The 13,588-nt window shown below is 71.2% G+C and carries 14 protein-coding genes; 6 read left to right on the top strand and 8 right to left on the bottom strand.

Annotated elements, in window-relative coordinates; all coding sequences use genetic code 11:
• From LOY02_RS08480 to LOY02_RS08465, 4 genes are all read left to right on the top strand, one after another.
• Window positions 1–766: alpha/beta hydrolase (locus LOY02_RS08480; protein WP_317181910.1), on the top strand; the 766-nt coding region annotated here is incomplete at its 5' end.
• Between the two features lie 227 nt (window positions 767–993).
• Window positions 994–2,001, top strand: a complete 1,008-nt coding sequence (locus LOY02_RS08475) for a Gfo/Idh/MocA family protein (RefSeq protein WP_317181909.1) — start codon at window positions 994–996, stop codon at window positions 1,999–2,001.
• Window positions 1,998–2,744 carry an acylneuraminate cytidylyltransferase family protein gene (locus LOY02_RS08470; protein ID WP_317181908.1) on the top strand — a complete coding sequence of 249 codons (747 nt, stop codon included), beginning with the start codon at window positions 1,998–2,000 and terminating at the stop codon, window positions 2,742–2,744. Before LOY02_RS08475 ends, LOY02_RS08470 begins: the two co-directional genes overlap by 4 nt.
• Before the next feature lie 3 nt (window positions 2,745–2,747).
• Complete coding sequence (locus LOY02_RS08465; protein ID WP_317181907.1) at window positions 2,748–3,569, top strand: SDR family oxidoreductase; 822 nt, start codon at window positions 2,748–2,750, stop codon at window positions 3,567–3,569.
• A gap of 74 nt (window positions 3,570–3,643) precedes the next feature.
• Here LOY02_RS08465 and LOY02_RS08460 read toward each other — a convergent pair whose 3' ends face one another.
• Entirely contained in the window at window positions 3,644–4,663 is a 1,020-nt protein-coding gene (locus tag LOY02_RS08460; RefSeq protein ID WP_317181906.1) for an LLM class F420-dependent oxidoreductase, read from the bottom strand.
• Window positions 4,664–4,723: 60 nt separating this feature from the next.
• On the opposite strand from LOY02_RS08460, the gene LOY02_RS08455 reads away from it, so the two are divergent.
• Window positions 4,724–5,182 (top strand): CoA-binding protein, encoded by a 459-nt coding sequence (locus tag LOY02_RS08455; protein WP_317181905.1) that lies wholly within the window; start codon window positions 4,724–4,726, stop codon window positions 5,180–5,182.
• Between the two features lie 16 nt (window positions 5,183–5,198).
• On the opposite strand, the gene purE is transcribed toward LOY02_RS08455, so the two are convergent.
• The 5 genes from purE to LOY02_RS08430 form a co-directional block, all read right to left on the bottom strand.
• Window positions 5,199–5,729 carry a 5-(carboxyamino)imidazole ribonucleotide mutase gene (gene purE / locus LOY02_RS08450; protein ID WP_317181904.1) on the bottom strand — a complete coding sequence of 177 codons (531 nt, stop codon included), beginning with the start codon at window positions 5,727–5,729 and terminating at the stop codon, window positions 5,199–5,201.
• A 7-nt stretch (window positions 5,730–5,736) separates the two neighbouring features.
• The gene (locus LOY02_RS08445; RefSeq protein WP_317181903.1) at window positions 5,737–6,930 is read right to left on the bottom strand and encodes a 5-(carboxyamino)imidazole ribonucleotide synthase; all 1,194 of its coding nucleotides are present in this window, start codon (window positions 6,928–6,930) and stop codon (window positions 5,737–5,739) included.
• Window positions 6,931–6,941: 11 nt separating this feature from the next.
• Window positions 6,942–7,559, bottom strand: a complete 618-nt coding sequence (locus LOY02_RS08440; RefSeq protein ID WP_317181902.1) for a GtrA family protein — start codon at window positions 7,557–7,559, stop codon at window positions 6,942–6,944.
• Window positions 7,560–7,644: 85 nt separating this feature from the next.
• The gene (locus LOY02_RS08435) at window positions 7,645–8,673 is read right to left on the bottom strand and encodes a HAMP domain-containing sensor histidine kinase (protein ID WP_317181901.1); all 1,029 of its coding nucleotides are present in this window, start codon (window positions 8,671–8,673) and stop codon (window positions 7,645–7,647) included.
• A gap of 2 nt (window positions 8,674–8,675) precedes the next feature.
• Entirely contained in the window at window positions 8,676–9,353 is a 678-nt protein-coding gene (locus LOY02_RS08430; RefSeq protein ID WP_317181900.1) for a response regulator transcription factor, read from the bottom strand.
• Between the two features lie 282 nt (window positions 9,354–9,635).
• Here LOY02_RS08430 and LOY02_RS08425 point away from each other — a divergent pair, with 282 nt between their 5' ends.
• A complete protein-coding gene (locus LOY02_RS08425; RefSeq protein ID WP_317181899.1) occupies window positions 9,636–11,402 on the top strand; it encodes an immune inhibitor A domain-containing protein in 1,767 nt (588 codons plus the stop codon).
• Window positions 11,403–11,654: 252 nt separating this feature from the next.
• On the opposite strand, the gene LOY02_RS08420 is transcribed toward LOY02_RS08425, so the two are convergent.
• Window positions 11,655–12,461 (bottom strand): enoyl-CoA hydratase/isomerase family protein, encoded by an 807-nt coding sequence (locus LOY02_RS08420; RefSeq protein ID WP_317181898.1) that lies wholly within the window; start codon window positions 12,459–12,461, stop codon window positions 11,655–11,657.
• A 37-nt stretch (window positions 12,462–12,498) separates the two neighbouring features.
• Window positions 12,499–13,588 (bottom strand): adenylate/guanylate cyclase domain-containing protein (locus LOY02_RS08415; RefSeq protein WP_317181897.1); only part of this gene is annotated, 1,090 nt, incomplete at its 5' end.

Below are 13,588 nucleotides of genomic sequence, written 5' to 3'. Positions count from 1 at the left end.
GGTCGGCATGATGGCTGCGATGCAACGACGGCTGATCTACTTCCCCGACTCGTCACCGGTACCCGCCGCCGGGGAGGTCATCGAGGGCGCCCATGACGTCGCCGTGCGGACGTCCGACGGGCTCGACCTCGGGGCATGGTTCGTTCCCGCCGACGAGGGCGCCGACCTGGGCGTCGCGGTCCTTGTGGCACCGGGCAACGGCGGCAACCGTGCCGGCCGGGCCGGTCTGGCGGTCGAGCTCCGCCGTCGTGGACTCGCTGTGCTCCTCATGGACTACCGCGGCTATGGCGGCAACCCCGGCTCGCCCAGCGAGGCCGGGTTGGCGAGGGACGCCGTGGCTGCCGCGCAGGCCCTGGAGGAGCGCGGCTACCCACCGGAGCGGACGATCTACTTCGGCGAGTCGTTGGGGACGGGGGTCGTGGCCGCCCTGCAGTCGCGGCGGCCGCCGGCCGGTCTGGTGCTCCGGTCACCGTTCACCGAGCTCGCGGACGTCGGCGCACACCACTACCCGTGGCTGCCCGTGCGGCTCGTCCTGCGGGACCGGTTCGACGTCGTCACGCACCTCGCTCGCAGCAGCGTCCCGACGACGGTGATCTACGGGGACCGCGACACCATCGTCCCGGCGGCGCTGAGTGAGCGAGTGGCCGACGCCGTGCCGGTGCTCGTCGAGCGGGTCGTGCTGCCCGGCGCGGACCACAACGACCCGGTGATGTTCGGCCCGCCGGTGGCAGATGCCGTCCAGCGGCTGGCCGAGCAGGTCCGCTGACCCCACGTCGAGTGGCCCCAAAGCCCACACCCCACGCTCCCGTCGAGTGGCCCCAAAGTCCACGCACCGCCCGTCGAGACGCCCCCACAGCTTGCGGACCGCACCCGTGCGTCACGCGTTCGAGGCCACTCGACGAGCTGGCTGAGCTGATACGCACACTGGCGTGCGTGCGAGGGCGGACCGGATGGCACCACCGGTTTTCCCCGGGCCCGTGAGAAGGTGCTGTCGTGTCCGACCTCTCGCCGGTGTCCGCGCCGTTGGATGGACGTCGCGTCGTCGTGCGCGGGAGCGGGTCGATCGGGCAGCGGCACGCCCGAGTCCTGGCCATGCTGGGGGCGGACGTCGCGACCTGGCCGGTCCGCCCGCGCGCCGGCGCCTCCGACTCGAGTGGCCCCGCCGTCCACATCCTTGACGACGCGTCGGGTCCGGCCGCGCTGGCCGCGGCCGACCTCGTCGTCGTCGCCACCGACACCGCCCGCCACGTGCGCGACACGATCGAGGCGCTCGACGCCGGCACCGGGCGGATCCTCGTCGAGAAGCCCCTCGCCCCGACCGCCGCCGCAGCCCAGCCACTCGCCTCCCACCCCCGCGCCCGCGACGTGTGGGTCGCGGCCCCGCTGCGCGCACACGCGGGCTTCCGCCACCTGCTCACCCTGGTCGACGTGGTCGGGCGGCCCGCCTCAGCCCACGTCCGGTGTCAGTCCTGGCTGCCCGACTGGCGCCCCGAACGCGACTACCGCGCGTCCTACTCCGCGCGCGCAGACGAGGGCGGCGTCCTCCGCGACCTCGTCCACGAGCTCGACTACGCGGAGGTCCTCTTCGGCAGGCCCTCGACCCTCGCTGCGCACCTTGACCACGCCGGCCCCCTCGACATCGAGGCTGAGCAGGCCGCCACGCTGCTGTGGCAGACAGCCACCGCCACCGTGACGTGCCGCCTCGACTACATCACGCGGCCACCGACGCGAGGCATCACGATCCACGGCCCCGAGGGCTCGTTGGAATGGGATCTTCCCACCGCGACGGTCACCCACCTCGACGCCACCGGCCGGGCCACGACCAGAAGCTTCCCGGCCGACCTCGACCGCGACACCATCATGGCGACCCAGGCCCGCGCCGCGCTCGAGGTCACGCCCGGGGCCGCGCCGGCTCAGCGGCATACGGCGGGGGCGCCCGCCACGCTCGCGGAGGGGCTGGCGACGCTGGGACTCTGCGACCACGCGAGGGCGATCTCATGACACAGCCACGCATCCTCGCTGTGATACCAGCACGTGGGGGCTCAAAAGGCTTGCCCGGCAAGAACATTCGGCCACTCGTCGGTCTTCCGCTCATCGCTCACAGCATTCGCGCCGCGGCCCTGACCCCGCAGGTCACCCGGTGCATCGTCTCCACCGACTCCGAGGAGATCGCCGACGTCGCTCGCCGCCACGGCGGTGATGCGCCCTTCCTCAGGCCGGCGGAGCTGTCCGGGGACGACACGCCCATGGCCCCCGTCGTGCGGCACGCGCTCGAGTGGTGCGAGCGGGAGGAAGGTGAGCCGTATGCCGCTGTGCTCCTTCTCGACCCCACCTCCCCGGCGCGCGTCCCCCAGCAGCTCGCAGATGCCGCAGCGCGGCTCTTCGCCGACGACCGGCTCGACGGCGTCATCAGCGTCTCCGAGCCGACGTTCAACCCGGTCTGGGTCGGTGTTCGGGCTCGGCAGGCGGACGACGGTGTGCTGGAGCGGTTCTTCGAGGCAGGCGCCGGCATCACCCGGCGGCAGGACGCCGACCGCTTCCTGCGCATCAACGGCAACTTCTACCTCTGGCGGGCCTCCTTCGTGCGCCGGCTGGAGACCTCGTGGTTCGACGAGGGCCGCCACGCCGGTGCGGAGATCCCGGAGTCACAGGCCTTCTCGATCGACGACGAATACGAGTTCCGGCTCCTCGAGGCACTCGTCGCAGCGAGGATCATCCACCTGCCCTGGATCGAAGGGACCTGACCGATGAACCGACCGCGCCACGACGACGACAGCGGGACGGCTCTGAGCCGGCTGGTCGACCTGACGGACCGCACGGCCGTCGTCACGGGCGGGGCCGGACCTCTCGGCTCGGTCCTGTCAGCGGCCTTGGCGGACGCCGGTGCCCGCGTCGTCGTCGTCGACCTCGACGAGAACCGGTCCGCAGCTGTCGCGAGCTCCCTGCACGGGGTCGGCCATGTCCCGGTCGGAGCGAACCTGCTCGAGCCCGAGGGCATCTCGCTCGTCGTCGACACGCTGCACGAGGTGGGCGCGTGCGACGTGCTCGTCAACAACGCCGCCTTCACCGGCACGTCGGGCGTCGCCGGCTACGCCGTCCCCTTCGAGGAGCAGACCGACGAGGCATTCGCGCTCGCCCTCACCCTCAACCTCACGGCGCCGTTCTCACTCACCCGGCAGCTCGCTCCCCTGCTGCGTGCGGGCGGTCATGGCAGCGTCGTCAACGTCGCGAGCATCTACGCGCTCGTGGGGCCGAACCTCGGGCTCTACGAGGGGACGCGGATGGGCAACCCGGCTGCGTACGCCGCCTCGAAGGGCGGCCTCGTCCAGCTCACGCGGTACCTCGCCACCGTCCTCGCTCCGGACATCCGGGTCAATGCCTTCGCTCCCGGCGGCATCGCGCGGGGGCAGGACGACGCCTTCGTCGCGCGCTACGAGCACCTCACTCCCCTCGGGCGGATGGCGACCGAGGACGACTTCCGGGGAGTCGTCACCTGGCTCGCCTCGGATGCGTCGTCCTACGTGACCGGGCAGGTCATCGCCGTCGACGGCGGCTGGACCGCCTGGTGACGGCCCGCCCCTCGGCGGCAGCGCACGCGCGCCGCGACGGGTGATGAGGCGCGCCGAGCCGGTCAGGCGCGGTCTCAGCCGCGCAGCTCCGGAACCACCGCCGACTCGAAGAGCTCGATCCCGGAGCGATCGTGCCCCGCCTCCGGGAAGTAGGTGATCGCGTAGCCGAGGCCCCGCCGATCCATGTCACGCAACATCTCCACGATCTGTTCCGGGGTCCCGACCGCGGGCTGCGTGCGAAGGTCGGCGATGGTCCGCTCGGCCCGGGCCTCGGGAACGCCGCCCCGGCGCAGGAGGTCGCCGTAGAACCGGAGCCGGTCCTCGACGTCTGACTCGGTCTCACCGATGACGACGTTGTAGTCACCGGTCCGGACGATCGAGTCGAAGTCGCGGCCGATGTCCTCGCAGTGGCCCCGCAGGACCTCGCTCTTGTGGCTGAAGGCCTCAGCCTCGGCGTCGAAGTTCGTGTAGTCGGCGAACTGCGCCGCGATGCGCAGCGTGACCTTCTCTCCTCCGCCGGCAACCCAGGTGGGGATCCCGTTCGCCTCGGAACCGGGCAGCACGGTGCCCTGGAGCGGCCGCGGCGCACAGCGCGCACCGTCGACCTGGTAGTACCTGCCGTCGAGCGTCGCAGAGCCCGTCGTCCACATGTCACGGAAGATCTGGACACCTTCACGCAGCCGGCCCAACCGTTCGCGGGCGGAGGGGAAGCCGTATCCGTAGGCACGCCACTCCTTCTCGTACCACCCCGCTCCGATCCCCATCTCGAGGCGACCCCCGGAGATGATGTCGACGGTCGCCGCGACCTTCGCGAGCAGGGCCGGGTTGCGATAGCTCATGCACGTGCACATCTGACCCAGCCGCACGCGACGCGTCGACGCGGCAAAGGCGCTCATCAGCGTCCACGCCTCATGAGTCGCCTCGTCCGAAGGGATCGGAACCGTGTGGACATGGTCGTAGACCCAGACGGACTCGAACGCGTCCCCCTCGTCGGCGTGGCCGACGATGCCCGACATGACCTGCCAGTGTCGGGCCGGTTCGATGCCGACGAGGTCCATCCGCCAGCCCTGGGGCACGAAGAGTCCGAATCGCATGATGGCCATCCTGTCACTGCTCACCGGCCGATGTCGGCGCATGCATGTGAGGATGGAGCCATGCACCACAACGACCCGGCCGTCATCAGGGACCTGCTGCACACTCCCGCGACCTGGGCCGTTGTCGGCCTCGGTGACAACCCGAACCGCACCGCGCACAGCGTGTCGCTGTGGCTGGCCCGCGAGCTGGGGATGGCGCTGGTCCCGATCCACCCGAGCGGGGCGCGCGTGCACGGCTTCGAGGGCTATCCGAGGCTTGGCGACATCCCCGACGGCACCACGGTCAATGTCGTCGACTTCTTCGTCAACAGCTCCCGGGTCGGCGCCTGCGTCGACGAGGCGATCGCCGAGAGGGAGCGCCTGGGCATCAGCGCCCTGTGGCTCCAGCTCGGTGTCATCGACGAGAAGGCCGCTTCGCGGGCGAAGGAGGCCGGGCTGGCGGTCGTCATGGACACCTGCCCCAAGATCGAGTGGCCGCGCATCGTGCCCGGCGACGGCACCGGGGCCGTCTCGGGCTGACGGCGCTGGAACCGGCTCAGAGGCCCTTGGCGACCTCGGCGCGCAGGGCGGCCCCCTTGGCGTGGGCCTGGTCCCGCAGGGCCGCCTGGAAGTCGGCCATCCGATCGCGCACGACCCGACCGAGGTCGTCGCCCGCGGTCCCCACGATCCGGGCGGCAAGGAGCCCGGCGTTGCGCGCACCGCCGATCGAGACGGTGGCGACCGGCACGCCGGCCGGCATCTGGACGATGGAGAGGAGTGAGTCCATGCCGTCGAGGTACTTCAGGGGCACCGGCACGCCGATGACCGGTAGTGGCGTGACAGAGGCGAGCATTCCCGGCAGGTGGGCTGCGCCCCCGGCGCCCGCGATGACCACCCGCAGCCCCCGCCCCGCGGCTGCCTTGCCGTAGTCGATCATCTCCTCGGCCATCCGGTGGGCCGACACGACGTCGGCCTCGTAGGGGATCCCGAACTCCGACAGGACTGCCGCCGCCTCCCGCATGATCGGCCAGTCGCTGTCGCTGCCCATGACGATCCCGACGACTGGCTGCCTGCTCTGCTCGGTCATTCGCGCCTCATTCCGTGATCACTCCCTGGAGGTACTCGGCCGCGTGCCGGGCCCTTTCTCTGGCGTCGGCCAGGTCCGGACCGCTGACGTTGACGTGCCCGAGCTTGCGGCCCGGCCGGACGCCCTTGCCGTACATGTGGACCTTCGCTCCCGGGTCACGGGCCATGACGTGGCGGTAGGCAGGGTAGAGGTCCGGGTACTCACCGCCCAGGACGTTGGCCATCGCCGTCCACTCGGCCCGGGGTCGCGGGTCCCCGAGCGGAAGGTCGAGGACGGCACGAAGGTGCTGCTCGAACTGCCCGGTGACCGCGCCGTCCATCGACCAGTGCCCGCTGTTGTGGGGCCGCATGGCGAGCTCGTTGACGAGGTAACCCGGTCGGCCGTCGTCCCCCACCACCTCGAACATCTCCACGGCGAGCACGCCGGTCACCCCGAGCTCGCCCGCGATCCGCAGGGCCGCCTCGGTCGCGACCGAGGCGAGGGTCGGGTCGAGGTCGGGCGCAGGCGCGAGCACCTCGGTGCAGATGCCGTCGGTCTGCACCGTCTCGACGACGGGCCACGCCGCTGCCTGCCCCGACGGGCTGCGGGCCACGAGAGCGGCGAGCTCGCGGGCGAAGTCGACGCGCTCCTCGAGGAGCAGGCCCTCGGACATCGGGCCCGGCTCCCCCACGTGCGCGAGCCACTCCGCGGCGTCGTCGCTCGAGGACGCGACGATGACCCCCTTGCCGTCATAGCCGCCCCGGGGGGTCTTGACGACGATCGGCCAGCCGACCTCGTCGCCGAAGCGTGCGACGTCGCTCGCCTCCCGGGCCACGGCCCAGCGCGGGCAGGCGATGCCGAGGTCGGTGAGTCGCGTGCGCATGGCGAGCTTGTCCTGAGCGAACCGCAGGGCCGAGCGACTCGGGTGCATGATGACACCCTCCGCCTCGAGCGCCGCGAGGACGGGCTGCGGCACGTGCTCGTGGTCGAAGGTGACCACGTCGCAGGCGCGCGCGAAGTCGAGCACGTGGTCGAGCTCCGTGTGGTGGCCGACCGGCGAGGAGGGGATGACGAGAGCCGCCGAGGCAACCTCGTCCTCGGCGAGGACGGAGAGCTGGACACCGAGCTCGATTGCTGGGCCCTGCATCATCCGGGCGAGCTGGCCGCCTCCGACGACGCCGACGACGGGGAAGCCACCGGGGGCGCGTTTCGGCTCGGTCACGGAGCCCAAGCCTAGTGTGCGGCGTGCTCGGAGGATTCCTCACCCACGTCGTGGACCTCCCGGAGCACGGCCTCCGTGTGCGCGGGGTCGGCGAGCTCGGTGTGGCGGGTGCGCACCGCCGCGAAGGTCCACAGCTTGTTGAGGGCGAAGGACACGGGCGTGACGACGGCGATGACGATGAGCTGGGCCCAGTAGAGCCGGGTGCGCAGGCCGGTGGAGTCGTCGAGGACGGAGGACGGCAGTGCGAGCGGCGAGTTCGGGTGCATGAGCAGGGTGAGCAGGAGCAGGCCGACGAGCTGGCCGAGGAGGCCGACGGTGAGGAAGGGCCAGTACTCCCGCCACCACGCCGCGTGGCGCCCGCTCCGGAAGGTCCAGGTCCGGTTGAGCTGGTAGTTCCACAGGTTCGCAACGAGGAAGGCGACCGTCGAGTAGGCGTGGTACCAGCGGATGTTGAAGTCGGTGAAGGGCAGTCCGACGATCGCGTCATCGGGGTCGGTGCCCAGTCGTTTGACGAGGACGAGGGTGGCCAGGTTGACGAACACGCCGCTGGCCCCGACCATCGCGAAGCGGAGGAGCAGCACCCAGTTGTGCCTGTGGCGCACGAAGAGGTACTCCCGAAGCCGTCTCACCTGCGAAGGGTATCTGCTGAGCTCGATCCACCCGGCGCTGCGCGCAAGCCCCTGCGCACATCCCCCCGCACCGGGTCCGCGGCGCTCAGTCGGACTCGGCCTCGGAGAGGAAGAGCGCGAAACGGGCCGGCTGCGCCTGCACGAGGTCGAGCCGCCCCCCATTGGCCTCGGCGAGGTCGCGGGCCAGGGCAAGGCCCAACCCCGTGCTTCCCCCTGCGCCGGTGCTGACGGACCGCTCGAAGATGTGCGGCGCGATCGCCGGCGGAACCCCGTCACCCTGGTCACTGACCTCGACGATGACCGACGGTCCGGACCGCCGGGCATGGACATCGACGGTGCCGCGGCCGTGGACGAGGGAGTTCTCGAGCAGGGTCGAGAGGACCTGGGAGAGCGCGACGGGGGTCGACCGGACGAAGAGCCCACGCTCACCTCGCACCCGGACCGAGCGCCTGGCCTGCTCGAAGGCGGGCTGCCACTCGCGCTGGAGTGCCGCGATGACGGAGTCGAGCGACACCGCCGGGGCGGGGCCGTCCGAGCCGCGCGAGCGACCGAGGAGGTCGTCCACGACCCGGGTGAGTCGTTCGACCTGGGCGATCGCGATGTTCGCCTCCTCCTTGACCGCCGACACGTCGTCCGTCTCGGCGATCTCCTCGAGGCGCATGAGCAGGGCGGTCAGGGGGGTGCGCAGCTGGTGCGAAGCGTCCGACGCGAAGTCGCGCTCGGCCGCCAGCGACCTCGTCATGTCGTGGGCGCGTCGGGTGATGACGTCCGAGACGAGGTCGAGCTCGGGGACACCCGAGCGGAGGGGCTTGAGCCGGGCCTCGCCGTGCGCGAACCTGTCGGCGAGGGCGACGAGACCGGTCGCGGACGTGGCCAGCCGACGCCTGAGGGGCAGGCTCGCGGCATACCCGACGACGAGGGCGACGAGGCCCACGGCGGAGGCGACCGCAGCGAAGCGGGCGATCCCCACGGACGGGTCCTGTGCGAGCCAGTCCGTGATGACGTCCGGGCGCGCTGTGATGACGTAGGCGACGACGCCGGTCGTCCCTGCGGCAGCCACACCGGCCGTCGCTGCCGCGGTGACCAGCGTGACCCGGTCGAGCGTCCGCCGCACGGTCACTCTGGCTTGGGCCGTTCGAACCGGAATCCCACGCCGCGCACCGTGGCGATGTACTGCGGGGACGTCGCGTCGTCGCCGAGCTTGCGGCGCAGGACGGAGATGTGCATGTCGAGGGTCTTGGTCGAGCCGAACCACGCGGTGTCCCAGATCTCGCGCATGAGCTGCTCGCGCGAGACGACCTTGCCCTGCTCCCTGACGAGGACCCGGAGGAGGTCGAACTCCTTGGCCGTGAGCTGGAGCTCCTCGCCCTTGAACCACGCGCGGCGACCGTCGGAGTCGATCCTGACGAGCTCGCCGGCGGGGGCGGCGTCGGCCGGGGTCCGCCGCAGGAGGGCACGAACGCGGGCGAGCAGCTCGGCGAGCCGGAAGGGTTTGGTGACGTAGTCATCGGCGCCGGCATCGAGACCGACCACGGTGTCCACTTCGTCGGCCCGTGCGGTGAGGATGAGCACGGGGATCGTCCGACCCTCGGCCCGGAGCCTCCGGCACACTTCGAGCCCGTCCACCTTGGGCAGGCCGAGGTCGAGCAGGACGAGGTCCGGGTTGTCCTTCGCGCCCTCGAGCGCCTCGGCGCCGTCCTCCCGCACGTCGACGTCATAGCCCTCACGACGGAGCGCCCGCGCGAGCGGCTCGGAGATCGCCGGATCGTCCTCGGCCAGCAGCACTCGCGTCATGTCACCGTCCTCGAATCGCCGTCCCAGGGCCCAGTCACCGTGGGCGGCCGGCAGGCACCGACCGACCGAAGCCTACCGACAACGGGTCCGGGCGCCACCGGTGCAGCCTCCGACGACCTCCCGTATGCCGCTGGGCCGGCTCCGCGCCGGAGTGAAGTTCAGCGCGCGCGTGGATCTGGCTTGTCCTAGCCTCGGGCTCAGTTGCCCATGAGGCAGCTGCGTGCGTCAGCGGACGCGCACTCACGTCAAGGTCCTGCAACGGCGCAGGACGGAGGAGTTGAGATGCGGCACATCAGATCCCGAATTCTCGTAGGCGCAGCAGTCGCTGCCGCCACCGGCTTGGTGCCCGCCCTGGCCGCGAACGCGGTCCCCGACGCGGGGGACAACGTCGCCCAACGCGTCGATGACCGCCCGGACGATCAGAGCGACGCCCGACGGGCCCTCATCGAGGAGGCCGTCACCCAGGTGATCAACGGCGAGGCCACCCCAGTCACCAAGGGCAATGGCAAGGCCGTCCAGGTCTCCCCGGGCCAGTGGGCGCAGTACGGCCTCCAGTCCACCGACAACATCCTGACCTTCCTCATCGAGTTCGGTGACCAGGTCGACACGCGCTTCCCGACGGCACCGGCCGGCCCGCTGCACAACACGATTCCGGAGCCCGACCGCTCGGTGGACGACACGACCTACTGGGTCGAGGACTTCGACCGCGACCACTACGAGGACGTCTTCTTCGGCCGCGGTGAGTCCATGACGAGCCTCTACCGCGAGATGTCGAGCGGGCGCTACACCGTCCAAGGCGACACGTCCGACTGGGTCACGGTGCCCTACAACGAGGCGAGCTACGGACAGACCGAGAGCCAGACCGACATGACCCGCTTCATCCAGGACGGCGCCAATGCCTGGTACGAGCAGCAGGTGGCCAACGGCAGGTCCGACGCCGAGATCACGGAGTACCTCCAGCAGTTCGACCAGTGGGACCGCTACGACTACGACCGGGACGGCAACTTCACCGAGCCCGACGGCTACATCGACCACTTCCAGGCAGTGCATGCCGGCGAGGGCGAGGAAGCCGGCGCACCGGAGTGGGCGATCTGGTCGCACCGCTGGTCGGTCGGTCAGCGTGTGGCTGGTGGTCCCAGCTGGAACCCCAACGGCGGCGTCCGGGTCGGCAGCACCGACTTCTGGATCCGGGACTACACGACCGAGCCGGAGAACGGCGGACTCGGCGTCTTCGCGCATGAGTTCGCCCACGACCTGGGTCTGCCGGACCTCTATGACACCCGGGGCGGCGAGAACGGCACCGGGTTCTGGACGCTGATGAGCTCCGGCTCCTGGCTGGGCCGCGGACAGGACACGATCGGCACGACGCCGAACCACATGGGCGCCTGGGAGAAGCTGCAGCTCGGCTGGCTCGACTATGCCGCGGTGGCCCACGACGAGGAGGCGACGGTGACGCTCGGGCCGTCGATGCACGCCACCAAGAAGGGTCAGGCCCTCATCGTCACGCTCCCGGCGGACCCGAACGGCCACGACCGCTACTACATCGCCGAGAATCGGCAGTATGTCGGGTACGACGCGACCCTCGAGGTCGGCCCGTACAACTTCGGCTGGCTCGACACGAAACCCGACTGGGTGGAGCACTTCCCCTACCAGGACGGGCTGCTGATCAGCTACTGGAACACCGCGGTGTCGAACAACAGCACCAGGACGCACCCAGGCACCGGCCGAATCCTGCCGATCGACTCCCGACCGGCGGCGTTGACGTGGAGTGACGACACGGTGGCCCGCAACCGGATCCAGACTTTCGACTCGACGTTCGGCGTCGAGTCGACCGACCCGATCTCTCTGCACCGGGAGACCGCGGCCGGTATGACGACGCTCGGTGTTCTGGCTCAGCCGCCCGTCTCGACGTTCGACGACAGCGACCCGGAGCGCTACTACGACACCGCCAACCCCATGGGCAGTGTCAAGGTCGCCGGGGTCGGCGTCACGATCAGGGTGGTGCAGAGCAACAGCACCGGCAAGATGACCGTCCAGGTCAACGGCTGACCAGAGCGGCACACGGCACAAGCGCGTTTGGGGCCACTCGACCGCGACGGCCGCTCCGTCGGCCCGGGCGTCCCACAGCGGTGGCGCCCGGGCCGACTCGTCGGCTAGCTCGCGTGGACACGCACCCCAGCCGGTCGGTTGGCAGCCGAGCGCCGGCGTGCCGGGCGCGCCGACTGCAGCGCCGAGGGGTGCCCTACCGATGGAGGGAGAGCTGCCGTATGCCGCTGTGCCGGCTCCCGCGCGCGGCTGTCCTCAGCGGCCGGGCCAGTTGGGAGTGCGCTTCTCCGCGAATGCCGCGACGCCCTCGCGGCGGTCTCCGGAGAAGGCGGTAGCACGCCAGCAGGCGTCCTCGATCTCGAGTCCCGCCGCGAGGTCGACGTCGGCGCCGAGGCGCATCGCTCGCTTGGCGTTTCGCAGGCCGACCGGGGAGTTCGCGGCGATCTGGGCTGCGAGGTCGAGCGCGCGCTCCCGGGCCGTGCCGGGGGTGACGACCTCGTCCACGGCTCCGAGCTCGAGGGCCTCCGCCGCGGACAGCTTCGCGGCGGAGAAGATCGCCTTCGCCGCCCGTGACCAACCCACCCGGCGGACGAGCAGCTGCGTGCCGCCACCCCCGGGGATGACGCCGACCCCGACCTCGGGCAGGCCCACGAGCGCCTCCTGCCCAGCGACGATGACGTCGCAGGACAGGGCGAGCTCGAAGCCGCCGCCGAGCGCGAAGCCGTCGACGGCCGCGATGGCCGGCATCGGCAGGGCCAGGACGCCTCCGTAGGCGGACCGGGCGATCGGCCGCTGCTCGATGAGGTCGGCATCGGTGAAGGAGTTGCGTTCCTTGAGGTCCGCGCCCACACAGAACGCCTTCTCGTGGCTCGACGTGAGCACGACGCACCGGACCGTCTCGTCGGCGGCGAGAGCCGCGGTCGTGTCACGGATCGCCTCAGCCATGGCCGTCGAGACAGCGTTGAGGGCTTCGGGTCGGTCGAGGACGAGCTCGGCGACGTGCGCGAGGCGTGGCTCGTCGAAGCGTTCGATGCGCACGAGCTGCGGGGTCGGCGGGTTCACGGGCAGGCTCCTCAGTGGGTCGGCACGAGTCTGACGGTCAGGTGGTGCGCCGGCCACCGGGTGCGGCGCGGCGCAGGATCGAGGGCGACACGGGACCGACGCCGCGCAGGATGCGGCGGCGCTGACCGGTGAGTACGAAGCCGGAGAGCGTGGCGAGCTCGCGTGCCATGCTGGCGTCGACGAGGACGGAGCCGGCCTGGGCCACCGCCGTGAGGCGCGACGCCCGGTTGACCGTCGTGCCGAAGACGTCGCCGAGGCTCGAGACGATCGGACCACGGGCCATCCCACACCTCACCTCCGGCAGGACGTCGTCCTGCGAGATGGTCTCGACGAGGTCGAGCGCGATGGCCGCTGCCGGGGCGGCTTGGACGGTCGTGAAGAGGACCTCGTCGCCGACGGTCTTGATGAGCCGTCCGCCGTGGGCGGTGATGACGTCTGCGGAGAGGCGCTCGAAGCGGTGGACGAGCCGGGCGAGGTCGCGCTCGGACATCTTCCGCACGAGGGAGGTGAAGCTGACGAGGTCGGCGAAGCCGACGGACCGCATCTTCACGAGGCCGTAGCTCTCCGGGTCGGCGTCGGCGAGCATGCGCGAGATCGCGGCGCTGAGGTGCCGCCGCCAGGCGTAGACGAGCAGCGGCTCGAAGCGGTCGGCGAGCTCGGCCATGCGTCGGGCGGTCTCCGTGGCGGTCTCGAAGGAGGGCACCACCCTCGTCTCCGCTCCCGCTCCCGCCTCCTCCGCCTCTGCCGCGAGCGCGACCGACGCCTCCGTCTCCACCGCCTCGGCGACGAGCTGCGCCTGCCAGACGGCGAGGCGGTCGGCCGAGCGTGCGACAGCGCGCGTCATCGCGAGGGCCAGGGCCTCGTCGACGTCCCCCGCACGGACGATGCCGGCGATGGTGCGAAGTGCGTCGACGTCGGACTCGGTGAACAGCTCGTCGTCGGTGTAGACGACCGGGAAGCCGAGGGCGCGCCAGAACTTCTGGGCGGACAGGAGGGACACCCCGGCGTCACGCGTGACGTCGCGACGACGCAGGTCGAGGGGCCGCCCGAGCAGCCGCTCGGTCACCTCCCTGGCGTCGACCTCAGCGTCGACCTCCGCGTCGACCTGAGCGTCGACCTCAGCGTCG

It is taken from the genome of Intrasporangium sp. (assembly GCF_032907665.1).
Taxonomy (GTDB): domain Bacteria; phylum Actinomycetota; class Actinomycetes; order Actinomycetales; family Dermatophilaceae; genus Intrasporangium.
The sequence above is the reverse complement of the archived record's forward strand: the minus strand, read 5'-3'. Positions and strand labels throughout refer to the sequence as shown.

Coding starts and splice junctions, on each gene's coding strand:
- LOY02_RS08470 (WP_317181908.1), top strand. CDS start 1,998: ATGACACAGCCACGCATCCTCGCTGTGATACCAGCACGTGGGGGCTCA.
- LOY02_RS08465 (WP_317181907.1), top strand. CDS start 2,748: ATGAACCGACCGCGCCACGACGACGACAGCGGGACGGCTCTGAGCCGG.
- LOY02_RS08460 (WP_317181906.1), bottom strand. CDS start 4,663: ATGCGATTCGGACTCTTCGTGCCCCAGGGCTGGCGGATGGACCTCGTC.
- LOY02_RS08455 (WP_317181905.1), top strand. CDS start 4,724: ATGCACCACAACGACCCGGCCGTCATCAGGGACCTGCTGCACACTCCC.
- purE (WP_317181904.1), bottom strand. CDS start 5,729: ATGACCGAGCAGAGCAGGCAGCCAGTCGTCGGGATCGTCATGGGCAGC.
- LOY02_RS08430 (WP_317181900.1), bottom strand. CDS start 9,353: ATGACGCGAGTGCTGCTGGCCGAGGACGATCCGGCGATCTCCGAGCCG.
- LOY02_RS08425 (WP_317181899.1), top strand. CDS start 9,636: ATGCGGCACATCAGATCCCGAATTCTCGTAGGCGCAGCAGTCGCTGCC.